Origin of the sequence: Bacillus methanolicus MGA3 (genome assembly GCF_000724485.1) — a bacterium.
Taxonomy (GTDB): Bacteria; Bacillota; Bacilli; order Bacillales; family Cytobacillaceae; genus Bacillus_Z; species Bacillus_Z methanolicus_A.
This window is the reverse complement of sequence record NZ_CP007739.1, coordinates 1,699,686-1,724,814: the sequence shown is the minus strand read 5'-3', so window position 1 is coordinate 1,724,814 and position 25,129 is coordinate 1,699,686. Positions and strand designations below refer to the sequence as shown.

Here is a 25,129-nt window from a genome sequence, read left to right as displayed (position 1 = left end):
GAGGGATCTACTCATTCTAAATTATGACTAAGGTAAGGCAATGAGCAACCACTTTGGATTTACCCAATTATAGATAGAATTGAGCCACCGATGGCACCGGTCAAAACAACGACCCATGGCGGAACCTTCCAAAAAGCTAACATACTAAATAAAATCGCGGCAAAAGAAAAATCAATTGGAGCTAGGATCGAACTAGTCCAAATCGGATCATAAAAGGCGGCAATCAGAATGCCAACGACTGCTGCATTAACCCCCATTAATGCTCTCTTCATTTTCGGATTTCGCCGTAATTGATCCCAATATGGAAGTGTTCCTACTATTAATAGAAAAGCAGGCAGAAATATGGCGATTGTCGCGACAAGTCCGCCTTTCCAACCATATGCTGCTGCGCCGATGTAAGCTGCAAAAGTAAACAGAGGTCCCGGAACGGCCTGTGCTGCTCCGTACCCGGCAAGGAATGCTTCTTCGCTTAAAAATCCGGCCGGTACAAATTCACGTTCCAGTAAAGGCAAAACAACATGCCCCCCACCAAATACCAATGAACCTGATCGATAAAAACTGTCAAACATTGCAAACCAATGAAAGGGTGCCAGCTTACTTATTAAAGGAAGGATAAATAAGAGTGCCATAAAAAGAATTAAGCATGCCGCAGCAAAACCTTTTGAAATCGGTACATTTAATTGCGAATACACTTTTTCTTTTTCCGTTTTAAGGAAAAGTAATCCAAAAATTCCAGAAAGAAGGATAATTCCAACCTGTGTAAATGTTGATTGCCAAATCAGCGCTGCTACAACGGCAAAAAGAGCAATTGTTTTTCGTGCTAAATCAGGTGTAAGTTTTTGCGTCATCCCCATGATCGCATGAGCGACAACCGCTGCAGCAACTATTTTTAGACCATGGATCCATCCGGCATTTCCAATATCAAAACTTTTTATGAAAAGTGCAAAAAGAATTAGAGCGATTACAGAAGGCAATGTGAAACCCAAAAATGCAAGCACTCCGCCTAAAAGCCCGCCTCGTATGACACCAATGCCAATCCCAACTTGGCTGCTTGCTGGTCCGGGCAAAAACTGGCATAATGCAACTAAATCAGCATAAGTTTTTTCATCCATCCATTTTCTTCTGCGGATATACTCCTCATGAAAATATCCTAAATGGGCAATTGGCCCACCGAAAGATGTCAATCCTAGCCGCGTTGATACAAGCAAAATTTCCAATAACGTTTTAAATCTATTATCTTGTGATCCTTTTGCCAAGAACAATCCTCCTATCTGATCTTTCCTATAACAGCAATAGAATAACAAACTTTAAAAAGGAATGAACAATATTTACAAAATCTTAAAAATAATTAAGAATACTGAATAAAATCTTTCTTTAAATGACTGAATATTTCTGAAATAATTGATGTAAAAAAATAAATGCAATATATTTGTTTTAAGGACTAAATTCTTTAACAAGAATCAGGGAAAAAATATAAATCACATTTGATGGTGAGGTGAAGCCGTTTGCGTCCAATATTATTAGGCATTTGTGCGGCTTTCTTTTTTGCGTTTACTTTTGTTTTAAATCGGGCGATGGAACTTTCAGGCGGGAGCTGGATATGGAGTGCCTCTCTTCGATATATTTTTATGGTTCCGCCGCTTTTATTAATCGTTGCATGGAGAAAAGGCTTATTATCTCTCTTTCGAGAAATGAAAAAAGAGCTGCATAACTGGCTTTTATGGAGTTTTATTGGCTTTGTGCTGTTTTATGCTCCGTTATGTTTTGCATCTGCATATGGTCCGGGCTGGCTGATTGCAGGAACTTGGCAAATTACTATTATTTCCGGCTCTCTCCTAGTTCCATTATTCTATGAAACGATTCAAACGGAACATGGCTTGATCCGAGTAAGAGGTCAAATCCCATATAAAGGTCTTGCGATGTCATTCATCATTTTAATCGGTATTGCCATTATGCAACTAGAACATGCAACCAAACTTTCTGTGAAAGATGCTATGTTATGTGTCATTCCGATTTTGATCGCTTCATTTGCTTACCCGTTAGGAAACAGAAAAATGATGGAAGTCTGTAATGGCCAACTCGATGCTTATCAAAGGGTTTTAGGAATGACGATTGCAAGCCTGCCATTTTGGTTTCTCTTGTCACTTTTCGGTTTATTTACTGTAGGTTTGCCAAGTAAAGGACAAGTTGTCCAATCAGGATTAGTTGCCATTTTTTCAGGAGTTTTCGCCACTGTTTTATTTTTTGCTGCTACGGATCTCGTGAAAGGGAATATGAAAAAATTAGGAGCCGTTGAAGCGACCCAATCGCTGGAAGTACTTTTTTCTGCTGCCGGGGAAGTTATCGTATTATCGGCACCGCTTCCATCTGCTGCCTCGCTTACAGGAATGTTGCTGGTTATTATCGGGATGGTCTTGCATAGCCGGATTTCAGTAAAAACGGAAAACATGAAAAGTGAAACCGCCAGTGCATAAGAACAATTATTAATGAAGTGTTCATTAACATATTAAAATTAACTTTAATGTTTAAAGAAAAATCTGTGCAAAAAAATCCCCAGTTCTGCTGATTCAGCAGGGCTGTTTTTTATTTGAATATTTTTTTGAAAATTTACACAAAACATATACTAATTTGGAAAGGAATGTTATATAATCTAACTGTATTAATACTCATAGTACACTTAGTACAGATAGGAGGGGAGTTATGTTCGAATTAGATCTGCGGAGCCGGAAACCCATTTATGAACAGCTCGTTGATAAATTTAAAGAATTGATCATAAATGAAGTTTTAAAAGCTGATGAACAGCTGCCGTCTGTCAGGGCTTTGGCCCAGCAATTAATGATAAACCCGAACACCATACAAAAGGCATACCGGGAACTCGAAAACCAGAATTATATTTACTCTGTGAAAGGGAAAGGATGCTTTGTCAACCATTCGAGTTATATACAAAACTCAGAAAAAATTCAAAGCATAAAAAAAGAACTTAAGAAACTAATAACGGAAGCACTGTATTTAGGAATATCGACAAATGAACTCTATTCTATGATAAAAGAAATTGAAACTTCGACAAGAGGAGGGGAATTCTCATGATTCAATTAAAAAATGTATCGAAATCATATGAAGGCACTGATGCCATCCAGCATGTCAATATTACTGTTCAGAGAGGATCTATATATGGTCTGCTAGGTTCAAACGGAGCCGGAAAAACGACAATATTAAAAATTTTAGCTGGAATCATGAAACAAGATCATGGCCAAGTCTTGATCAAAGATGAACCTGTTTATGAAAATCCATCGATAAAAGACAGACTATTTTTCATTCCGGATTATCCTTACTTTTTCCAACAATACACAGTCAAACAAATGGCGGATTTTAATAAAAGCATTTACAGCCATTGGAGCGAAAGCCGTTTTTCCGAGTTAGCTGATGTATTCGATATTGACATAAATAAAAAAATCCATAAATTTTCAAAAGGAGTTCAACGGCAGATTGCTTTTTGGCTGGGTCTTTCGACAATGCCGGAAATCCTCATCCTTGATGAACCAATGGACGGTTTGGATCCGGTCATCCGAAAAAAGGTCAAAAGCTTGATCATCAAGGATGTAGCGGATCGGGAAATGACAGTCTTAATTTCTTCCCATAACCTGCGGGAAGTGGAGGATATATGTGACCATGTCGGGATTCTTCACAAAGGTTCACTACTTCTTGAAAAAGAGCTTGATGATTTAAAAACCGATGTACACAAAATTCAAATTGCTTTCAAAAATGAAGTTCCAAAAGGATTATTCCGCAATCTCAGCATCTTACATAAGGAAAAACGGGGAAGCGTCCTGCTTTGCATTGTAAGGGGAAGTGAAGAAGATATCGTTTCTCATTTCGAGCAATTCAGTCCGGTTATTTTTGATTTGCTTCCTCTTACACTTGAAGAAATTTTTATTTATGAAATGGGGGATGCAGGCTATGCAATCAAAAATATCTTGGTTTAATAGAGAACTAGTTTTTCAAATTTTTAGAAGTGTCGGCTGGATTGGAATTGTTTATTTCTTATCACTATTCTTTGCGCTCCCACTTGAAATTCTTATGAAAGCCAGCAATGACGAGTTTTTGAAATACGCAAAGGTTAACAATTTATTTGAATTTAATTATGATATCCAACTGATTTTCATGATCGTCTTGCCTGTGCTGCTGTCTGTATTTTTATTCCGCTTTTTACAAGTAAAGCAGGCGGCAGACTTGATTCACAGTTTGCCATTAAAAAGAGAAAAGATTTATCACCATTATGCTGTTTCAGGATTTATTTTATTGCTTTTGCCCGTTGTCTTGAATTCGGTTGTATTAATCATCGTACAGAAAGTTATGGGATTGGAACAATTATTTGGGCTGAAAGATATTTCCTACTGGATGGGCAAAACGCTGCTGCTCAATTTTGTTGTTTATATTGCAGGGATTTTTGTCGGAATGTTTACCGGGATTTCTGCTGTACATGGAGTACTGACATATATTTTCTTACTCTTTCCAGCAGGAATATCTGTGTTGTTAGTCTATAACTTGAAATATTTCTTATATGGTTTTCCTGCCGATTATTTTTTAAACATGCAGATTAAAAAATTTTCTCCGCTATTGCTCATGATCGACTTAAATTACAAGCCATTGGATGCACGCACTGTTTTCGTTTTAATGGCGATCATCATTCTTCTTTATTGGCTTTCGTTGTTTGTATATAAAAAGCGAAAGCTTGAAGCTGCATCACAAGCGATCGCATTTCGAAAGCTTGTACCGATATTTAAATACGGAACAACCGCGTGCTTTATGATGCTCGGAGGATTGTATTTTGGAATGATGCAGCACAAATTCGGCTGGGTTTTGTTCGGATATGCTGCTGGATCCATCGTAGGATATTTTGCTGCAGAAATGGTTTTGCAAAAATCGTGGAGAGTATTAGTCAGCATAAAAGGTTATTTCTTTTATGCAGCAGCTGCTGCTTTAATCATTGCTGTCTTTCAATTTGATTTTACGAATTATGAGAAGACTGTTCCTAAACTTGAAGATATCGAGCGTGTTCATTTTAGTAACAGTCCCTATCAGTTTACTGAAGGACACCGATCCATGTTTTTTTTAAAAGACCGAAAAAATCTAAACGCTGTGCGAATTCTCCATGAACAAATATCGAAAAATCGGAAATGGATAGATGATAACAGCATGACCGAACCGATCTTTATTGAGTATGAATTGAAAAATGGTGATAAATTAATACGCCAATACGATATTCAAAAAGGAGACTATTCGGCATTTTTGAAACCGATTATTGAATCTGAAGAATATAAACTAGCAACGAATGAGCTGTTGCGAATAGATGAAAATGAAGCAGACAAATTAACAATTATGCCGAAGGGCTCAGTTAATAAAAGCGCCATTATAACAGATCCTGCTGACTTAAAAGAAGCAATAAAGATCCTGAAAGAAGAAGTTTTGCAAGAATCATATGAAGATATCAGTTCTAATAGGGAAGCCTTCTCCGATATCGAGATTCTTCTTAAAAACAATAAGAGAATCCATGCAGAATGGAAGACATCATATCAACATTTTGAAGATTGGCTTCGTAACAAAGACTTGCTCGAAAATGCCAGAATTATGCCTGATGAAATATCGCACATTCTTGTGATTAAGCAGAAAGATTTTCCGAATAACTCTAATATAGAAGTTGAAGATCTTTTTCAAAAATTGGAAAGAAAAGGGGAAGCGCTGAAGATAACTGATAAAAAGCAAATCGAAGAATGCCTTAAAAATACGAGTTGGAATGAAGGTGAATATGTAGCTGCCTTCTTTTACAAAAATCAAAATAATATAGATATTCGGAATATTTATGATAAACAAGTGCCTCGTGTAATAAAAGAATATTTCGAAAAATAATAGTTCGCAAAGAAAAGGGGAAATAGTAGTAGTGACGCTGCAAATTGATTTTCAAAACCGTCTACTGAAAAAAAAGAATCTATCAGATTCGAAAAATCACTTTATCAACAAAGTAATTCTGCATAACTTCTTAAAAAAAGCAAGCACCATTCTAGAGTGCTTGCTTTCTTTATTGTTTTTGATAAATTGATAGCCGCGAATTTTTTAATATTATCGTGATTTGTTTTAATCAACAGTTTTGTTGAAGATGCGAAATTTCCTTAATCATGAACCTACATTTTTCAGCTTCGCAAAACAGTGAGGATTTCTAAAAGGAATTTTTGCAGATTGAGGGATAAATGAGCATTCTAGAACATAAAATATCAAAAAACATTAAATGCTATAAAAAGAGGTGAATAAAATGTGGTGGGCACTTAATTTCATCTTTGGCATAATTATTTTCGGCTTTCTTGTTGATTGGTGGTATAAAAGAAAAGGTATGGATGTCGACCCTGAGGAGAATGCAAAACATGTTTCAGATTCAGAAAGAGTTTATATAGAATCACACATACACAAAGTAAAAAATGATTTTGATAAGGGTCCCTTTTAAATAAAATTTTCGAAACTATCAAAATTATAAAATAATAACCCCCATCCAGTTAACAAAAATGGTATCATTAGGTATAAAAGGAAGGGGGGTATCAATGGACACAAAGAAGAAAAAAATGTCCGTGCCATTAAGGATTAATCTATTATTCTTTTTTGTTTTTTTACTATTTTCATTGCTTATTGTCCGGCTTGGTGTTGTCCAGATTGTCTATGGAAATAACTACAAAAGAGAAATTGAGAGAACGGTAGATGTTACGGTGAGTCATCCAGTTCCCCGTGGGAAAATGTTTGACCGCACAGGCAAAATCATTGTTAATAATACTCCAAAAAATGCAATTATTTTTATTAACGAAGGCTTTGACCAGGATAAAATGATGACCATTGCCAAAAGACTTGCTGCTCTAATCGAAATGAAAGATGAAAAAATCCCTGAAAGAGACAAAAAAGACTATTGGATTATTAACAATCCTAAAAAAACTGATAAAAAAATAACTGCAAAAGAATGGAAGCTTTATAAAAATAAAAAGCTGACAGACAAACAAATTTATCAATTAAAGCTTAAAAGAATTACTGACAAGGAAATTAGCGAATTAACGAAGGAAGATCTTGAGATTCTTGCGATTTATCGAAAATTCAACAGTGGCTATGCATTTACACCTCAAATCGTTAAAAATGAGAATGTAACTGACGAGGAAATTGCAAGAGTAAATGAAAATCTGGAATCTTTGCCGGGTGTTGACACGATTACAGATTGGGATCGCTCGTACACTTTTGGAGATACGCTTAAAAGCGTTCTTGGGAAAATTACGACTTCCGAGGAGGGTCTACCCAAAGAACAACTTGACTATTACTTATCAAGAGGCTACAACCGGAATGACCGAGTAGGAAAAAGCTATCTTGAAATGCAATATGAGGATGTGCTTCTAGGGCAGAAGCAAAAAGTAAAAAATATAATAGATAAAAATGGAAATTTATTAAAATCAGAAATTATTACGGAAGGTAAGCCGGGAAATGACCTTGTTTTGACAATAGATATGAATTTGCAAATGGCAGTCGAAAAGATCATCGTGGAAGAATTGTTAAAAGCAAAATCTTTGCCGAGAACTGGATTGTTGGACCGGGCGTTTGTGGTCTTGATGGATCCGAATACAGGAGACGTGCTCACAATGGCAGGAAAAGTTCTTGCCAGAGACGAAAAAACAGGCAAACGAATCATTCAAGATTATGCATTAGGGAATATTTCTTCATCCTATAATGTCGGGTCTTCAGTAAAAGGGGCGACTGTTTTAACAGGTTATAAAACTGGTGCGATCCACCCGTGGTCCACTTTTTATGACTCTCCTTTGTATATTAAAGATACTCCTGAAAAAAGTTCATGGAGAAACTTTAATGCATATCTTAATGATATACGGGCACTTAGAGTTTCCTCAAACGTCTATATGTTTAAAACAGCGATTGAAATTGGCAAGGGAATATATATACCGAATCAGCCGCTTATTCTAAAAAATAAGGAAGCGTTTCGTACAATCAGAGATTCATTCAGCGAATTCGGACTTGGAGTACGAACAGGAATTGACCTTCCAAAAGAACAAATAGGGTATAAAGGGCCGGAAACCACTTCCGGATTTTTGCTTGACCTTGTAATCGGACAGTATGATACGTATACACCGATGCAGCTTGCTCAATATGTGTCCACGATCGCCAATGGCGGTTACCGGATAAAGCCTCATCTAGTTAAAGAAATTCGTCAACCATCCACAAACGGTGAACTTGGGCAGTTAGTAACCGAAATTCATCCTGCAATATTAAATAGGCTCGACTTGAAGGATGGCTGGCTGCACCAAGTAAAAGAAGGCTTTCGCCAGGTTATGCAGCATAGTGAAGGAACAGCTTATCGAAGATTCGGGGATGCTCCATATTCCCCTGCAGGGAAAACTGGTACTGCTCAAGCCTTTTATGATGGTCCGCAACGCAAGAATTATAAACTGCCTCCTGAAGTGATGAATTTAAGCTTGGTTGCGTACGCACCACATAACAATCCGGAAATTGCGATGGCTGTAGTGGTTCCTTGGGCATATCAGGGCAATTCGGGACATACAGCAAATTATGAAATCGGGCGAAGAGTGCTGGATACGTATTTTGAATTGAAAAAACAGCGCTTAAAACAATAAGCAATTCAGGGCATTGAGGTGAAATTGAAACACTGCCTTTTATAGAACATTAATAATTGACAAAACGATTAAATTCACTTATATTTAAAAATAATAAATTGAATATTTACGATATTCTTATCCAGAGAGGTGGAGGGACTTGGCCCATTGAAGCCTCGGCAACAGACTCTTTGTGAGCACTGTGCCAATTCCAACAAGCAAAATTTTGCTTGAAAGATAAGAAGTGCGGATGTGAATCATTCAACCCCTTCTTGTCGTTGGAAGAAAACGATAAGATGGGGTTTTTAAGTTTTATAAATCCGATAAATAAGATAGGTTTAATTGGAAAAAAGAAAGGGGAACGCTGATGAATCTAGACCGTCTTCAACATCTCGAAGAGAAAAAAGAGAAAATAATTGATTTTCTTATCCTTTCAGGTGTTTATAAAAAAGGGAATTTTCAACTATTTGAACTTTCATTGCGTGAGCTTGAGGAAGAGTACGAAAAGTTAACGAAAAACAACAAGAGCGATTAAAAATTCTCTGATTTTAGTTGCATGTTTCCGGTTTTGCTTCCAGTGAAACTGGACGCTCGATAATACAAATGAAAAAAAGGAGAGACAGTATATGGGAACATATGTAAAGATTCCATGGAAACAACAATATCTAGCGGCTTCGATTGATTTTCCGCCAACATATGAAAAATCGAATGGGGAAATTGCTTTTCCGTTAGTTATTATTTGTCATGGATTTACAAGCAGCCGCATTGGCACGCACAGGCTTTTTGTGAAAACGGCACATGCATTAACATCGGACGGATTTGTTGTAATAAGATTTGACTATGAAGGCTGCGGAGAGAGTCCCGGAGTTTATGGAGACAGCGGATTAGATGAATTCATTGAGCAAACAAAAGCAGTAATCGATTTTGGGACAAAATTAAATAATATTGACCGCGAGCAAGTAGTACTATTAGGCCATAGCCTTGGTGGAGCCACTGCACTGTTGACTGCCGTCGAAGATGAAAGGGTAAGCAAACTTATTCTTTGGTCAGCTGTAGCCCATCCATACGAGGACATTCGAAAGATCGTCGGCAAAGAAAAAGTCGCAAACTTGAAAAAAGTTTCAGCAATAGACCATTTAGGATATTCGTTAACAGCGAAATATTTTCATTCACTCGAAAAATATCATCCACTCAACGCTGCACGAAATTTTTCAAAAGATGTTTTGCTTATTCATGGTACAAACGATGAAGAAATTCCAGCAAAATACAGCGAGGATTATGAACGAATTTTTCTTAGAAGAGAAACGGGAACTTGTATAAGAAAAGAAGTAATCGGTGCCAATCATACGTTTTCATGCGGGGAACATTTTCAAGACCTTATATCAAAAACTTGTGAATGGATCACAAAAAACGTTTACATTCCTGCGAAACAAATCTAACAATAAACAAGAACATGATCTGTTTAAGAATCAATCATTTTGAAATTCTTTGAAAACTAAATTTGACGAACCTAATCGGAAATGGTAATCTTAGCACAACGGTTTTTTCTCAGAATATTATGACCACTAATTTTTATTTTGGACATGATGAATGCAGTTTATTAAGTCATTTTAGGTATTTCTGATAGAATTCTAGTTAACTGTTTCTGAAAGTATCATATGAAAAGCTATTCTCTTTCCGGAGTAAAGGCTTTTACATAAATAACAACTCCATAAAGAAGGAATCAGGTTCCTTGAATCAATAGCATTCAAGGATTAAAAGGGAAGTTCGGTGAAAATCCGACACGGTCCCGCCACTGTAAGAGAGGAGTCAGCACAACGAATTGCCACTGGTCCATAAGGATTGGGAAGGTGTGGTGCTGATGATGAGCCTTAAGTCAGGAGACCTGCCTGGTTCAACAACACTGCTGGACCTACGGGAGATAGGGAGGTGTCAAAATTTTGATCAAGGGTAGAATTGATCGTCTACTCCTGCTTATTTAGGCATTTCTAACTTTCTATTTGGTCGTTAGAAATGCCTTTTTATTTTTGTGTTTTTATATCTAAATCGGAGGTATGAAGATGAGTGTAATTAAAAGTGGTCAGTTAGGTTATCCACGTATAGGGGAAAGACGTGAATGGAAAAAGACTCTAGAGGCGTTTTGGGCAGGCAAAATTAAAGAAACCGACTTTCTTGATCAAATGGAGCAGATTCGTCTTTTCCATTTACAAAAACAAAAAGAGATTGGAATCGATCTCATTCCAGTTGGCGATTTTTCATTTTATGATCATATGTTGGATATGGCTATTATGTTTGGGATGATACCCGAACGTTTCAACTATAATGGTGGAGTAGTTCCACTTCAAACATATTTTTCAATGGCGAGAGGGAATCAAACAGCGGTAGCATGTGAAATGACAAAATGGTTTAACACGAATTATCACTACATTGTTCCGGAGTATGAAGGAGCAAAACTAACCTTAACAGAAAACAAACCACTTAACGCCTATCGCGAGGCAAAAGAAAAGTTAGGAATTGAAGGAAAACCAGTTCTAGTTGGACCTTATACGTTTATCAAACTTTCTAAAGGATATGTACGTACTCAATTACCTGCTTTTATTTTGCAACTGGTTCCACTGTACGTGCAAATTTTACAAGAATTAGAGAAAGAAGGAGTCGAATGGGTCCAATTGGATGAACCGTTCCTCGTTACTTCAATCACAAAAGAAGAGATGAAAACGATCGCTTACATTTATAAACAACTTCACGAAGCAGCCCCAAAACTTTGTATCATGCTGCAAACTTATTTTGATTCTGTCGAATGGTACTCAGATTTGATGAAGCTGCCCGTACAAGGAATTGGATTAGATTTTGTACATGGCTTGGTAGAGAATCTGCAAAATCTGAAAACAGTCGGATTCCCTTATGATAAAGTACTTGGTGTTGGACTTGTCGACGGACGGAATGTATGGCGTTCTAATTTACATGAAAAATTAGAGTTAGTAAAAACGATCTCGAATTTTGTCCCACAAGATCGATTATGGCTTCAACCATCTTGCAGCTTACTACATGTTCCGGTTACAACAAAATATGAAACCAAGCTGGAACTAGAAATCAAAAATGCTTTAGCATTTGCTGATGAAAAATTAGATGAGATTATATCCTTAGTCAAAGGGTTTCACTGTGGCGAAAGCACCGTTGTCGAGGCCTTTGCCAACAATGAGAAAGCCCTCAATCAATTAGCTCAGTCCCAAGCAAGAAATCGTTCTAATGTACATCCTTTTGTTAATCAAATCCAAGCACATCATTTTCATCGAAATCTGCCTTTTAGAGAGCGATACAAGAAACAACAATCATTGCTCAAACTGCCTTTCCTGCCTACGACTACAATAGGAAGCTTTCCGCAAACTTCAGAAGTGCGACAAGCTAGACAGAAGTGGAGAAAAGGCGACTGGGGGACAGAACGTTATGATGAGTCTATCAAAGAACAAATAAAAAAATGGATTAAAATTCAGGAAGAGATTGGACTCGATGTCTTCGTTCATGGTGAATTTGAACGGACAGACATGGTGGAGTTTTTTGGAGAAAAGTTAGGGGGATTTGCTTTTACACAGTATGGCTGGGTTCAATCATACGGTTCTCGTTGTGTTAGACCTCCAATTATTTATGGTGATGTTGAGTTTCTTGATCCCATGACTGTAAAGGAAAGTGTATATGCCCAATCACTAACAAATAAACCTGTGAAAGGAATGATTACGGGTCCAGTAACCATATTAAACTGGTCATTCATTCGCAACGACTTATCAAGGCAGCAAGTAGCCTATCAAATTGCTCTTGCATTACGAAAAGAGGTGGAAGCGTTAGAGGCTGCCGGTATAAAGATAATTCAAGTTGACGAACCAGCACTGCGTGAAGGATTGCCCCTTAAAAAAGCCGCTTGGAATGACTATTTAGATTGGGCTGTTAAGGCATTTCGCTTAACGACTTCTTCAGTGAAAGATACGACACAAATTCATACTCATATGTGCTACTGTGAGTTCCATGATTTTATTGACTCTATTAGCGAATTGGATGCGGATGTGATTTCGATTGAAACATCGCGCAGTCATGGAGAATTGGTTTCTTCATTTACAGATCATTCGTATAACAAAGGAATCGGACTTGGAGTATATGACATACACAGTCCTCGAATTCCTTCTTTTGAGGAAATCACGAACATGATTGAACGTGGTTTGCAAGTGCTTGAACCGACTCTGTTTTGGATTAACCCAGATTGTGGATTAAAAACACGAGGCATTGAGGAAACAATCGCTTCTCTACAAAATATGGTTGCCGCAGCTACAATTGCCCGTAAGCAGTTAATACCTTCACCTTAATGGCAGCATTGTGATATTAGTAGAAAAAATGAAAAGGTATTCTGGTCAATCCTTGCCTTTCGTCGATCAAAAGGAACAACAAAAACCCGATCATCTGATTTTTACAATGGCAGAAAACCGGGTTTTTGGCTTGTTTTGTCAACTTTTTAGTTCCTTTACTACTGACCGTTCATTTACAATAGATATTGAATATTATATATAAGAAATAATTAATGGAAGAGGTTAATAAATGGACAAAATGCTGAGAGGGCATCATCTTTTATGTGTGCACGGATTCCGAGGAATGGGCTACAGCCCTGAATTTGTTGAAAGAATGTCAGATATTGTCAATGACATAAGGAACGAAGAAAAAGATTTTTCAATAAAGGTAGTTGCGGCACTTGATGATGCATGTATGGCATGCCCTCATCGAGGGGTGATTAAATGTGAAGCTGATCAAAATTCAAATGAACACGTTCTCTCCATGGATGAAAAGGTCATCCGTCATTTAGGATTAGAAAAGGAAAAAAGTTACTTAAAATCAATGTTAGTTTCGTTAACGGCTGCAAAGGTCAGACCTGAAGACTTGGATTATTTATGTAAAGGATGTTCATGGCTTTCGTATGGGGTTTGCAAAGAAGGGATAAGAGAGCTAAAGGAAAGATTAAAATGTAATTAGAATGAAGAAAACATTTTTCGCTTGTTTTTTCCCAATATGGTATAAACTAAAATACATAATAACAGAAGGAGTATCACATCATGGAAAATTCAAAGCGCTGCAGAGATTCATTTGTTGTTAGAACAAGTATCGTCTTGCCTCCTGATACAAATAGTCATGGAACCATGTTCGGGGGTAAACTAATGGCCTATATCGATGACATCGCAGCTATATCTGCCATGCGACATGCGCGAAAGCACGTAGTGACAGCTTCTACTGATTCAGTTGACTTTTTGCATCCTATTTATGAAGGAAATTCTGTCTGTTTGGAGGCGTTTGTCACTTATACCGGACAAACATCTATGGAGGTGTTTGTAAAGGTGATCGCCGAAGATTTGTTGACAGGTGAACGAAATGTATGTGCACTATCTTTTTTAACTTTTGTTGCCATTGATGAAAATGGTGCACCTTCTCCTGTTCCACAAATTATTCCTGAAACAGAGGAAGAAAAGAAATTATACAATTCTGCGAAAGAAAGAGCTGAATTGCGAAAAAAACGGAAAAAAGAAAGTGAAATCCTGGCCAAACGATTCGGGACTGACTTGCCTTGGTAAAATTTCTCAGAATAATCTATATTCTGTTCAAAAACCGACGGCTGGCAAAAAGAAAAATCGGCTCATTTAAAGCCGATTTTTCTATTAAACCATCAAAAAATCATTCGCATCAATAGGATTTTTTTTCATAACAATTGCTTCTACTTCCCATCCTTCAAGCGTTTCTTTTTTCAGCAAGGCTTCAACAAGCTGTTCAAATACTTTGCGGTAAGTGCGAATCAAAGTTTCTGATTTATTTAATGCTTCCTCGAAAAGGGCCTGCATTTTTGCTTCTTTTTCCGTCTTGATAAACGTTAATGAAAAACCATCCTGAAGAAGTCCTGTGTCAACCATTTGCTCAATCATTTGTTTTGCCTGCTGAACATCACCGCTGACTCCGATGCTATGTTCCCCAAGAACCATTCTTTCTGCAACGCCGCCGGCAAGGATCATCGCAACTTGATCAATTAACTCACTTGTTGTTGACAAATGGAGCTCTTTCGGAATTGGTGCTACATAACCGAGAGCTTGGCCTCGTGGAATAATCGTTGCTTTTCTGACTGAACCAGGTTTTGTTACAGCAGCGACCAGAGCGTGTCCGGCTTCATGAATAGCTACTCTTCGTTTCGTTGCCGGATCTTGAAGATTGCGGGAAGTGCTGCCGAGAATGATCCGATCGAGTGCATAATCCAAATCGCTCTTTTGAATTTCATCTTGCCCGTTGCGAAGAGCTCTTCTGCTTGCTGTTTCAAAAAGAGACTGAATTTCTGCACCAGAGAAGCCAGATGTGCTTTCTGAAAGCTCATCTAAACAAGCGGCTACATCTGCTGCAAGACGCTTTCCTTTTGTATGAATGTCAATGATTTCTCTTCTTCCTTTTCTATCTGGCAGAGGCACATGGAAAGAAAAATCAATCCGGCCAGGGCGTAAAAATGCTTCATCAAGCATATCCTTCCGGTTTGTTGCTGCAATAAATAAGATTCCGTCATTGGAATGGCCGCCATCCAGCTGAACAAGAAGTTCTGTAAGAGTTTTTTCAGCCTCTTCACCGCCATACGGTTTCCGTTTTCCAGCCAAGGCATCTACTTCGTCTATAAAAATAACTGCGGGAGTGTGTTTTCTAGCATTTTGAAATAAACTGCGGACACGGGATGCTCCGACCCCGACAAATAATTCGTTAAACGCTGAACCGCTTGTTGAGAAGAAATTTGCTCCGAGTTCATGGGCGATTGCTTGGGCAAGCAGTGTCTTGCCGGTACCGGGAGGTCCGTATAGCAAAATTCCTTTCGGTGCTTTCAATCCCATTTTTTCCGACCGTTCAGGATCTTTAAGAATAGACAAAGTCTGTAATATTTCTTCTTTCATTTCTTCAGGCAGTCCGCCTACATCATTAAGAGTTATGTCAGGCAGCGCTTTTGCTTTCGAAATACTGTTTTTCATTGTATTCGTTATTCCAATTCCGCCTTTTGCTTTTTTATGAATAAATAGTGCCGCCACAGCAAGCACGACAACGATTCCGCCTAGTAACCACATTCCGTACTGGGTGCTATTGGAATAAGAATAATGAACATTATAGGTTTCAACAAGCTTAGCTGCCATTTGGCTGCCTGGAGGAATATGGGTTACGTACACCCCGTCTTTTGTTTTAACATGGATCGTTCCATCACTCTGTTCCTTTAAGTCAACAGGTTTTCCGTTTTGTTTTTGAAGGATATCTTCCAGTGATGAAAAGGGGATCACTGTTTCTTTGTTTCTATTTATCGTTAACAAGATTGAACTTGAGAGTAAGATAACAATTGCCGCAAGAAGCGGAATGAACTTTGCAATCTTTTTTGACCGTAATTTCAATTTGCGACAACTCCTTATTTTTTAGACTTACTTCCATTATAAAAAAGAGAGAAAGGCATTAATAGATTAAGAGAAGGAATTATTCGTGGTGGTTTATGGAAAGACAGGGGTTGTTTTTATTAAATAGGTACAAAGTAACAAATTTAATATAATAAAAGGCATGAGCGATAAACACTCATGCCTTTTACAGAATTATTGATCAACGTGTGTTTATATTTCATTTTCCATCTTAGTTATTTTTTAGTACATTAAAGTATCTTGCCTCCGGATGGGCGAATACCATTGCTGAAACGGAAGCTTCCGGATCCATCATGAAGCCGTCCGTTAAATGAATGCCAATGTCCTCAGGCTGAATCAAATTAAATAGCTTTCTTTGGTCTTCGAGGTTTGGACATGCCGGATATCCGAACGAATAGCGCTGGCCTTGGTACTTGGCGGAAAAACGGTCCCTCATTGTGAAGTTGACAGGATCAGGGAATCCCCAGCGGTCCCTCATTAGTCGATGGATTAATTCGGCAAAACCTTCAGCTGTTTCTAACGCTAATGCCTGCAGTGCATGGCTTTCTAAGAAACGGCCTTGTTGTTTTAATTGTTCTGCCACTTCGCGAATTCCCCGACCGGCTGTAACTGCGAAGAATCCCACATAGTCCATTTGCCCGCTATCTACCGATTTTAAATAATCAGCAAGACAAAGGAACGGAGGAAATTCTTGCCTCGGAAATTCAAACACTTCTATAATCTGATTTTGCTCTACCGGATCATAAATATAAATCTTATTTCCATCAGACTGGGCAGGGAAAAATTGATAAACAGCCAATGGATTTATCCAATTGTTTTTCTTTGCTTCAAAAATCAACCCATCGACAATTTCTTTTACTTTGATTGCTTTTTCATTACCAGCTTCAAGAAGCTTTGCAACGTTGCCTTTCACGCCAAGATGATGTCCCAATAGCATCTGCTGATTTATATATGGCTCAATATGAGAAAGGGAATAAGATGTTAATAAATGCCGTTTTGTATCCTTTGGTACAAATACCGGAACTTCCGTTGACACAGCTGATGAAGTCTTGACAGCTGTTGCAACAGCAGACCGTTCTTGATAACTCGGCTGCATAGGCTTAGAAACTGTTTTTTCATGTTTTTCTGCAAGAAGCTTTTCATACTCTTCTGGGCTTTGAAGCTTGTTAGCCAGTGACAGACCGTTCATGGCATCTTTCGCATACAACACGATGCCATCATACTCTTTTGAAATTTTTGTTTCAGTAAATTTTCTCGAAAGAGCCGCTCCCCCAACTAAAATTGGAACCGAAATTCCTGCTTTTTTCAAGTCATGGGCTGTAATCACCATTTGCTGCGCCGATTTCACAAGTAGTCCTGAAAGCCCTACTATGTCAGGTTTTTCGTTTCTGATCGCTTCAATCAGGTCGTTAGGTGCAACTTTGATGCCAAGATCGATAACCTCGTAGCCATTATTGCTTAAGATGATGTCGACAAGATTTTTTCCGATATCATGAACATCGCCTTTTACCGTTGCCAAAATAATTTTTCCTTTTGTGGAAGTGGACGTGTTTTTCTCCATAAAAGGCTCTAAAAATGATACTGCTGTCTTCATAACTTCTGCACTTTGCAGCACCTCTGCTACAATTAATTGATTGTCGTTAAAAAGCCTTCCGACTTCCTTCATCCCATCCATTAATGGCCCATTGATAATGTCGAGCGGGGAAGGGTAGGATTCTAACGCCAGTTCCAAATCTTGAAACAATCCTTCCTTCGTTCCTTCCACAATGTAGTAGGAGAGACGTTCCTCAAGTGTCATGTCTGGTAGTGTACTTTTTGTTTCTTTCTTTTTGTCTCGGTAAAATTCAGTGAAAGCTGCTAACGATTCGTCTGTTGTTTCAAAAAGAAGATTTTCAGCCATTTCAATTTCTTCTTTTGATATAGAAGCGAAACGTTCAAGTTTTTCTGTATTGACAATCGCATAATCCAAGCCCGCCTGTGTACAATGGTATAGAAACACGGAGTTTAAAATTTCTCTTCCGACAGGAGGGAGGCCAAAGGATACGTTGCTTATGCCAAGAATTGTTTGTGTTTCAGGAAAATGTTCTTTTATTAAACGAATCCCTTCAACGGTTTCTTTAGCGGAACCGATATACTGTTCATCACCGGTGCCAACCGGAAAGACAAGAGGATCAAAAATAATATCATGAGGAGCAACTTTGTATTTGTTGACTAGCAGTTCGTACGAACGTTTGGCAATTTCAAACTTTCTTTCAGCCGTCACACCCATTCCTTTTTCATCAATTGTTCCGACAACAACCGCTGCACCGTACCGATGGATGAGGGGAACAATTGCTTCAAACCGTTCCTCTCCGTCTTCAAGGTTTATTGAATTAATAATTGCTTTTCCTTGTGTGTAGGTAAGTGCTTTCTCAATTACCTTTTCATCGGTTGAATCGATCACAAGAGGAACCTTGACTTTCTTGACGACTTCCTTTATAAAATTTTCCATATCCGCAAGCTCATCCCGATCTGGATCCGCAAGACAAATATCGATAACATGGGCGCCGCTTTTTACCTGTGCTCTCGCAATCTCAGCCGCTTCCTCATATTTGCCCTCCCTTATTAACCGTTTAAATTTCCGGGAACCAATGACATTCGTCCGTTCACCAACCATAATCGGTCTCAAGGAAGGATCATCGTATATTAACGGTTCAATACCTGATAATTTATGGGTGCTTCCTTTTTTGAGCAAACGAGGTTTGTAGTTTTTCATTACATCCGCGATTGCTCGAATATGGTCAGGAGTTGTACCGCAGCAGCCGCCGACAATGTTCAGCCAGCCCTGTTCAGCAAATCCCGCCAATTTTTGTGAAAGTGTCTCGGGAGTTTCATGATATTGACCTTCTTCATCAGGCAATCCGGCATTCGGATAACAGCTTACAGCTGTCGTCGCTAGGTTTGCTAACGAACGGATGTGATCCTGCATAAACTCCGGACCTGTTGCACAATTTAGCCCGACAGCTACAGGTTTCATATGCTCGACAGAAATATAAAATGCCTCTATAGACTGTCCGGCAAGGGTTGTACCCATTGGTTCAATCGTTCCGGAAATCATTAATGGGAGAATTTTTCCTGTTTTTTCAAACGCTCTTTGAATTCCGATAAAACCCGCCTTTACATTCAGCAAATCCTGGCTTGTTTCCAATAATAAAAGATCAACATTTCCATCGATTAAACCGATCGCTTGTTCTTCATAGGAATCAGCAAGAGCTTCAAAAGTCGTACCGCCTGTCACACTCAATGTCTTCGTGGTTGGACCCATCGAACCGGCAACAAAGCGGGGCCATTCTGGAGTTGAAAACCGGTCTGCCGCTTTCCGTGCAATCCGCGCGGCAGCTTTGTTAATTTCATAGGCTTTATGTTCAAGCTGATACTCAGCAAGAACAATACTTGTGGCACCGAACGTGTTTGTTTCGATAATATCGGCTCCAGCTTTTAAATATTCTGTATGAATTGATTCGATCACTTCGGGTGCGGTTAAATTGAGATGTTCATTACATCCATCGTAAAGCTCTCCGCCAAAGTCTTTTGCTGTCAGATTGGCTTTTTGCAGCATCGTTCCCATAGCGCCATCCATAATGAGAATTCGTTGATTTAATAGATCAGTGAATGATGCTTTGGACATGGTTGTTCCTCCTAACTAAATTCGCACTTTGACTTCGGGCATATTCCGCTAACTCCACAGTTAGCTCATATCGCAAAAATGGGGTAATAAGGTATATTCCGTTAAAAAGATCCAGTGCTGCATCAATTAACGATTTTGCAATGTCAAGGCCTTCAAGAATGGCTTGATGAGGATTATCCTTGAATTTTGCCATCCTGTCTCTAATGGCATCAGTTATTTTTATACCGGGCACTTCATGATGCAGGAATTCAGCATTTTTGCTGCTTATTAACGGCATAATTCCAATATAAATTGGTGCCTTAATATGTTTCGTAGCTTCATATACTTCTACGAGTTTTTCTTCTGAAAAAATCGGCTGAGAAATAAAATAATCTGCTCCAAACTTCATTTTCTTTTCAAGGCGGTTTACTGCTTTTTCCAAAGATCGAACGTTCGGGTTAAAAGCTGCAGCAACTGAAAAAGCTGCTTTCTGGCCAAGTTCCTTCCCGGAAATTGATAATCCTTCATTTAATTGTTTAATCATTTGGATTAATTCAAAAGAAGACACATCATAAACGGACGATGCTCCCGGGAAATCACCGACCCGTGCCGGATCTCCGGTTACAGCGAGGATGTCATGCAAACCCAATGTATGTAGTCCCATTAGATGAGACTGCAAACCGATAATATTCCTGTCACGGCAAGTTATATGAATGATCGAACGCATACCGATTTGTGTTTTTGTCAAATATCCTAAAGCAGAATTTGAGATGCGGGGGGAGGCAAGAGAGTTGTCAGCCAATGTAATGGCATCTATCCCCGTTTCCTTCAGTGCCTTAGCCCCTTGAAAAAATTTTGTCGTATCCAATTTTTTGGGCGGATCCAGTTCAACGATAATGGATTTTCTCTCCTTTACGATATCCTGCAGAGGCGGGTATTCTCTTATAGCCTCTGCTGGCTGTATTATGATTTTCTTCGGTTTCTGTTTCACTGCTTTTTCCGTTACTGGCGGAGTATCGTGAAGCTCCGCTGCAAAGGCTCGTATATGTTCAGGCGTAGTTCCGCAGCATCCTCCAAGCAGTCTGACTCCTTGTTCTCTGAAAGAGCGTGCCGACTTTCTAAAGTAATCTGCATCCCCTTCATAATGAAATTTGCCGTCGGTATATGCAGGAAGACTGGCGTTTGGATAAGCTGATAAATAAGCACTCTTTGGAAGGGGGACTTCTTCAAGTGTTACCAGCATATGATGAGGGCCAAGACGGCAATTAAGTCCGATGACATCTGCTCCCAGGCCCTCTAATCGATTGAACGCTTCTGTTATCGGTGTCCGGTCCTGCATTATTCCAACCTCTTGCAGGGAAACTTGCGCAATAATCGGCAGGTCCGTTTCTTTTCTAGCAATTTGCAAAACTGTTTCTAATTCTTGAAGATCATAATAGGTTTCTAGTAAAATTCCATCGACTCCTTCTAAAAGAAGGCAATATAATTGTTCGCGAAAGCTTCTTTTAATTTCTTCTATTGGAATCGTATTTGGTTTTATGCCGCGATTGCCTCCAATTGTTCCCAGTATGTAAGCCCGGTTTTGCGCTGCTTTTTTTGCATTTTTTACAGCAGCACTGTTGATTTCTTTTACAAAATCTTCAAGTCCGTATCGCTTCAGCTTCAAATAATTGGCTGCATAAGTGTTTGTTTGAATCACATCAGCGCCGGCATCAATATAAGCACGGTGAATATTTGTGATTTGCTCGGCCTGGGAAAGGTTTAACTCCTCGAAACAGCAGTCTGTTCCATAGGAATAAAGAAGAGTTCCCATCGCACCGTCGGCAATTAAAATTTGATTTTTTAATTTTTCCAGGAAGCTCATTTCTTTCCTCCTTGTTTTACGTAAATTTTCTCGTCATCGTAACGAATTTCATTTAATGCAGCAGAAAAGTCATGAATGAGATCGTCCGAATTTTCAAGACCTACTGATAAGCGAAGAAGATTGTTGCTGATTCCCCGTTTTTCTCTTTCATTTTGCGGCATTGCCGCATGGGACATTTTCGCTGGATAGGAAAGTATTGATTCGACCGCCCCAAGACTTACTGCGAATACAGGGATTTGAACCTTTGATAAAAATGAACGAAGTACTTGTTCATTGATGAATTCAAAGGAAAGAACAGCTCCCGGACCTTTTGCCTGCTCAGCTTGCAGCGCATATTGTGGGTGGTTTTTCAATCCAGGATAATAAACCTTTTTCACTAATGGTTGATCTTCCAAAAATGATGCAATTTTTTTTGCTGATTTGATGGATTGTTCAAGTCTGACATGCAGCGTTTTTAAACCTCTCAGAACTAACCATGCATCTTGAACACCGAGAACTGCACCAAAAGAATTTTGTAAAAAGGCAAGCTTTTCGGCCAGAATTTCATCTTTAACCACTGCTAATCCTGCGACGACATCACTATGACCCGACAAAAATTTGGTTGCACTGTGAAGTACAACATCTGCTCCCAATGTAAGGGGTTTTTGCAGGGCAGGGGTTAAAAATGTGTTATCAACAAATGTTAAAGCATCGATTTCCTTCGCCATTTGACTGATTGCTTTAATATCTGTCACTTTTAGCAAAGGATTTGACGGTGTTTCAACATAAAAAACTTTTGTGTTTGGCTGTATTGCGTTTCGCACTGCAGAAAGATCGGTCATATCGACAAAGGTGTACTCGATTCCATATCGGGAAAGGATTTGTGTTACGACCCTGTAAGTCCCTCCGTACACATCTTCCGAAAGGATGACATGTTCTCCTTGAGATAGTAGAAGAAAAGCGGTGGATATTGCGGCCATTCCCGATGAAAAAGCAAATCCTCTCGTTCCTTCTTCTAAATCCGCAATGACTTCCTCAAGTGCCTCACGAGTTGGATTTAAACTGCGGCTGTAGTCATATTTCCCGAATTGGTCAATTTGAAATTGATGAAAGGTAGATGCATGCTGAATAGGCACACTTACCGCACCGGTAACTCGATCGACTTTTTGTCTGTTGTGAAGAAGCAAAGTTTCAAATGAATATGTTTCTTGTTCATTCATACTGCAACCACCTTCCGGGCATGGACAAATGCCTGCTCCAAGTCTTCGATTAAATCATGAACATCTTCAATTCCTACCGAAAATCTTAATAGCCGATTACACACTCCATTTTCCAACCGGATTTTTTCCGGAATATCTGCATGAGTTTGTGTGGCAGGGTAAGTAATAAAGCTTTCAACTCCACCCAAGCTTTCGGCAAACGTGATAAGGGAGAGACTTTGCAAAAACGGATTAACCCATGATTCATCTTTCATTCGGAATGACACCATTCCTCCTTTTCCTGGGTAAAGGACGTCAGTGACTGACTCATGCTCGGAAAGATAGGATACGATTGCTTTTGCATTTTCTTCATGCTTTTTCATCCGAAGAGATAAGGTTTTCATTCCGCGAATTAACAGCCATGAATCAAATGGGCTAAGGACAGCCCCTGCAGCATTATGATAAAGTGCAAGAGACTCACACAGTTTTTTTCCTTTAGCAACAATGAGCCCGGCAAGCACGTCATTATGGCCACCGAGGTATTTTGTTGCACTGTGAATCACGATATCCGCGCCTAGGACTAATGGCTGCTGCAGCAATGGTGTGAAGAACGTATTGTCAACAATAAGCAATAAATTGTGCTTTTTTGTAATCTCTGAAACTGCTGAAATATCGGTTTGTTCCATGAGGGGATTTGTCGGAGTTTCCAGGAAGATCGCTTTTGTTTGAGGAGTAATATGACTCTCAAGCTCTTCCGGACAACACGTATTAACATATTTACAATTCAATCCCCATTTCTTAAAGCCCTGCTCCAATAAACGGTAAGTTCCTCCATACAAATCTTTGCTCACAATCCATTCATCACCGGATTGAAATAAAGACAGAATGGTAAGAATGGCTGCCATTCCTGAACTGCAGGCAAAGCCTTGATCACCTTTTTCTAAATCGGCAATTGCATTTTCAAGAATATGTCTTGTCGGATTTCCTGTGCGGATATAGTCATATCCGGTTGATTGTCCAATACCTTCGTGCCGATAAGCTGTAGAAAAATAAACTGGCGGGTTTACCGTTCCTGTTGCTTTTTCACTTCGATTGCCGATTTGTGCAAGTTTCGTGTCAACTTTATACATGACCATCACTCCTTTTATGTAGGAAAAATAAAAAAAGTCTTCTAAAAATAAGAAGACTTTTGTAAGCAGGGAACACAATCGTCTTCTTATCTTTCAAGTTCAAATGAACTTGCTGGAATTAGCACCTTTTCAATGTCTAAAAGACATTGAAGGTTGCTGAGGCTTCATTGGGCCATTCCCTCGACCTCTCTTGATAAGAAATACCATTATTAAATTTTATTTACACATTACACCACTAAATTGTATTCTGTCAATTCTTTTTTTGCATAATTTTCATAACTTTTTATTTTTACAAGGTTGAATTATTGAACAAAGTATATTAAACTTACTAACAACCATTTAATCGCACTAATTTGATAGGAATTAAGGAAATTTGTTAGATAGGGGAGAAAGGAAGGTTCGGTGAAAATTGGATCAATCAGTCATAATAAAAGTCGATCGTGTAAGTAAAAGTTTTTCGAACCGAGGTCAATCAGAACAAGTATTACAGCATGTCTCGTTTGAATTAAAAAAAGGGGAGATTATTTCAATACTTGGTGAAAGCGGATGTGGAAAAAGCACTCTTTTAAATGTGATCGCAGGTTTTGAAAAAGCAGATAACGGCAAAGTTATTTTGGATGGGCATATAGTGGACCGGCCAAGCCGGAGATGTGTCATGTTATTTCAAAATTATGGACTATTGCCTTGGAGGTCTGTTTTAAAAAATGTGGAGCTAGGATTAGAAGATGGAAAAATAAACGCTCGTGAACGAAGAGAGAGGGCTTTGCACTATTTAAGATTAGTGGGACTGCATGACAAAGCGAATCTTTTTCCCCATGAATTGTCTGGAGGAATGCAGCAGCGGGTCGCACTTGCTAGAGCACTTGTCATTCAACCAGAACTGATTTTAATGGATGAACCATTTGCAGCTTTGGATACGTTTAACCGATTTTATTTGCAAGATGAACTATTACGTCTTCAGGAAAAAGAAAAAACAACGATTATTCTTGTAACGCATGATATTGATGAAGCCATTTATTTATCGGATCGGATTCTGATCATGAGCGCGAATCCGGGACGAATTCGCAGAGAATTAAGAATCAATACATCAAGACCGAGAGATCGAAGTCATCAAGAATTTCAACATTTCCGAAAAATCATTTTTGAAGAGTTTCATTTTAATCGTCCACAACAGCCAATTGAATACAGTATTTGATATTTCCGGAGGAAAAATAT

17 protein-coding genes and 3 riboswitches are annotated in these 25,129 nt (G+C 38.7%); of the genes, 11 read left to right on the top strand and 6 right to left on the bottom strand.

The genetic code is table 11. The features are described 5' to 3' along the window. Positions 1-59: 59 nt before the first annotated feature. The gene (chrA, locus tag BMMGA3_RS08370; protein WP_004434268.1) at positions 60-1,256 is read right to left on the bottom strand and encodes a chromate efflux transporter; all 1,197 of its coding nucleotides are present in this window, start codon (positions 1,254-1,256) and stop codon (positions 60-62) included. A gap of 249 nt (positions 1,257-1,505) precedes the next feature. On the opposite strand from chrA, the gene BMMGA3_RS08365 reads away from it, so the two are divergent. The 10 genes from BMMGA3_RS08365 (at position 1,506) to BMMGA3_RS08320 (ending at position 14,251) form a co-directional block, all read left to right on the top strand. Continuing rightward, positions 1,506-2,474, top strand: a complete 969-nt coding sequence (locus BMMGA3_RS08365; RefSeq protein ID WP_004434266.1) for a DMT family transporter — start codon at positions 1,506-1,508, stop codon at positions 2,472-2,474. Positions 2,475-2,700: 226 nt separating this feature from the next. Further along, on the top strand, positions 2,701-3,087 hold the full coding sequence (locus BMMGA3_RS08360) for a GntR family transcriptional regulator (protein ID WP_004434262.1): 387 nt from the start codon (positions 2,701-2,703) through the stop codon (positions 3,085-3,087). Continuing rightward, positions 3,084-3,983 (top strand): ABC transporter ATP-binding protein, encoded by a 900-nt coding sequence (locus BMMGA3_RS08355; RefSeq protein ID WP_004434259.1) that lies wholly within the window; start codon positions 3,084-3,086, stop codon positions 3,981-3,983. Before BMMGA3_RS08360 ends, BMMGA3_RS08355 begins: the two co-directional genes overlap by 4 nt. Continuing rightward, complete coding sequence (locus tag BMMGA3_RS08350) at positions 3,958-5,907, top strand: multidrug ABC transporter permease (protein WP_004434256.1); 1,950 nt, start codon at positions 3,958-3,960, stop codon at positions 5,905-5,907. Before BMMGA3_RS08355 ends, BMMGA3_RS08350 begins: the two co-directional genes overlap by 26 nt. A gap of 683 nt (positions 5,908-6,590) precedes the next feature. After that, entirely contained in the window at positions 6,591-8,666 is a 2,076-nt protein-coding gene (locus BMMGA3_RS08340; RefSeq protein WP_004434252.1) for a peptidoglycan D,D-transpeptidase FtsI family protein, read from the top strand. 114 nt (positions 8,667-8,780) lie between these two features. Continuing rightward, a riboswitch (SAM riboswitch) is annotated at positions 8,781-8,889 on the top strand. A gap of 123 nt (positions 8,890-9,012) precedes the next feature. Then, the gene (gene fbpA, locus BMMGA3_RS17310; protein ID WP_004434251.1) at positions 9,013-9,180 is read left to right on the top strand and encodes a Fur-regulated basic protein FbpA; all 168 of its coding nucleotides are present in this window, start codon (positions 9,013-9,015) and stop codon (positions 9,178-9,180) included. A 91-nt stretch (positions 9,181-9,271) separates the two neighbouring features. Next, on the top strand, positions 9,272-10,084 hold the full coding sequence (locus BMMGA3_RS08335; protein WP_004434249.1) for an alpha/beta hydrolase family protein: 813 nt from the start codon (positions 9,272-9,274) through the stop codon (positions 10,082-10,084). A gap of 269 nt (positions 10,085-10,353) precedes the next feature. Continuing rightward, a riboswitch (cobalamin riboswitch) is annotated at positions 10,354-10,553 on the top strand. A 152-nt stretch (positions 10,554-10,705) separates the two neighbouring features. Next, positions 10,706-13,000 (top strand): 5-methyltetrahydropteroyltriglutamate--homocysteine S-methyltransferase, encoded by a 2,295-nt coding sequence (gene metE, locus BMMGA3_RS08330; protein WP_004434245.1) that lies wholly within the window; start codon positions 10,706-10,708, stop codon positions 12,998-13,000. A gap of 229 nt (positions 13,001-13,229) precedes the next feature. Then, complete coding sequence (locus BMMGA3_RS08325; protein ID WP_004434242.1) at positions 13,230-13,658, top strand: DUF1284 domain-containing protein; 429 nt, start codon at positions 13,230-13,232, stop codon at positions 13,656-13,658. Positions 13,659-13,738: 80 nt separating this feature from the next. Beyond that, complete coding sequence (locus tag BMMGA3_RS08320; RefSeq protein WP_004434240.1) at positions 13,739-14,251, top strand: acyl-CoA thioesterase; 513 nt, start codon at positions 13,739-13,741, stop codon at positions 14,249-14,251. Between the two features lie 84 nt (positions 14,252-14,335). On the opposite strand, the gene BMMGA3_RS08315 is transcribed toward BMMGA3_RS08320, so the two are convergent. The 5 genes from BMMGA3_RS08315 to BMMGA3_RS08295 all read right to left on the bottom strand — a co-directional run bounded on the left by BMMGA3_RS08315 (position 14,336) and on the right by BMMGA3_RS08295 (position 23,914). Next, positions 14,336-16,078: an AAA family ATPase gene (locus tag BMMGA3_RS08315; RefSeq protein WP_004434237.1), complete on the bottom strand. Its 1,743-nt coding sequence runs from the start codon at positions 16,076-16,078 to the stop codon at positions 14,336-14,338. Between the two features lie 229 nt (positions 16,079-16,307). Next, a complete protein-coding gene (gene metH, locus BMMGA3_RS08310; protein ID WP_004434232.1) occupies positions 16,308-19,763 on the bottom strand; it encodes a methionine synthase in 3,456 nt (1,151 codons plus the stop codon). After that, positions 19,741-21,606 carry a bifunctional homocysteine S-methyltransferase/methylenetetrahydrofolate reductase gene (locus tag BMMGA3_RS08305; protein WP_004434230.1) on the bottom strand — a complete coding sequence of 622 codons (1,866 nt, stop codon included), beginning with the start codon at positions 21,604-21,606 and terminating at the stop codon, positions 19,741-19,743. The genes metH and BMMGA3_RS08305 overlap by 23 nt, the downstream gene beginning before the upstream one ends. Further along, on the bottom strand, positions 21,603-22,805 hold the full coding sequence (gene metC, locus BMMGA3_RS08300; protein ID WP_004434227.1) for a cystathionine beta-lyase: 1,203 nt from the start codon (positions 22,803-22,805) through the stop codon (positions 21,603-21,605). Before metC ends, BMMGA3_RS08305 begins: the two co-directional genes overlap by 4 nt. After that, positions 22,802-23,914 carry a methionine biosynthesis PLP-dependent protein gene (locus BMMGA3_RS08295; RefSeq protein WP_004434223.1) on the bottom strand — a complete coding sequence of 371 codons (1,113 nt, stop codon included), beginning with the start codon at positions 23,912-23,914 and terminating at the stop codon, positions 22,802-22,804. Before BMMGA3_RS08295 ends, metC begins: the two co-directional genes overlap by 4 nt. A gap of 83 nt (positions 23,915-23,997) precedes the next feature. Then, positions 23,998-24,114: riboswitch (SAM riboswitch) on the bottom strand. 209 nt (positions 24,115-24,323) lie between these two features. Between BMMGA3_RS08295 and BMMGA3_RS08290 the strand changes: the two genes are divergently transcribed. Beyond that, positions 24,324-25,109 carry an ABC transporter ATP-binding protein gene (locus BMMGA3_RS08290; RefSeq protein WP_004434220.1) on the top strand — a complete coding sequence of 262 codons (786 nt, stop codon included), beginning with the start codon at positions 24,324-24,326 and terminating at the stop codon, positions 25,107-25,109. Positions 25,110-25,129 lie beyond the last annotated feature (20 nt).

Bases quoted from the DNA above. Each gene is read 5' to 3' on its own strand.
- BMMGA3_RS08360 (WP_004434262.1), top strand. From the start codon at position 2,701: ATGTTCGAATTAGATCTGCGGAGCCGGAAACCCATTTATGAACAGCTC.
- BMMGA3_RS08355 (WP_004434259.1), top strand. From the start codon at position 3,084: ATGATTCAATTAAAAAATGTATCGAAATCATATGAAGGCACTGATGCC.
- BMMGA3_RS08350 (WP_004434256.1), top strand. From the start codon at position 3,958: ATGCAATCAAAAATATCTTGGTTTAATAGAGAACTAGTTTTTCAAATT.
- BMMGA3_RS08340 (WP_004434252.1), top strand. From the start codon at position 6,591: ATGGACACAAAGAAGAAAAAAATGTCCGTGCCATTAAGGATTAATCTA.
- fbpA (WP_004434251.1), top strand. From the start codon at position 9,013: ATGAATCTAGACCGTCTTCAACATCTCGAAGAGAAAAAAGAGAAAATA.
- BMMGA3_RS08335 (WP_004434249.1), top strand. From the start codon at position 9,272: ATGGGAACATATGTAAAGATTCCATGGAAACAACAATATCTAGCGGCT.
- metE (WP_004434245.1), top strand. From the start codon at position 10,706: ATGAGTGTAATTAAAAGTGGTCAGTTAGGTTATCCACGTATAGGGGAA.
- BMMGA3_RS08325 (WP_004434242.1), top strand. From the start codon at position 13,230: ATGGACAAAATGCTGAGAGGGCATCATCTTTTATGTGTGCACGGATTC.
- BMMGA3_RS08320 (WP_004434240.1), top strand. From the start codon at position 13,739: ATGGAAAATTCAAAGCGCTGCAGAGATTCATTTGTTGTTAGAACAAGT.
- metH (WP_004434232.1), bottom strand. From the start codon at position 19,763: ATGTCCAAAGCATCATTCACTGATCTATTAAATCAACGAATTCTCATT.
- BMMGA3_RS08305 (WP_004434230.1), bottom strand. From the start codon at position 21,606: ATGAGCTTCCTGGAAAAATTAAAAAATCAAATTTTAATTGCCGACGGT.
- metC (WP_004434227.1), bottom strand. From the start codon at position 22,805: ATGAATGAACAAGAAACATATTCATTTGAAACTTTGCTTCTTCACAAC.
- BMMGA3_RS08295 (WP_004434223.1), bottom strand. From the start codon at position 23,914: ATGTATAAAGTTGACACGAAACTTGCACAAATCGGCAATCGAAGTGAA.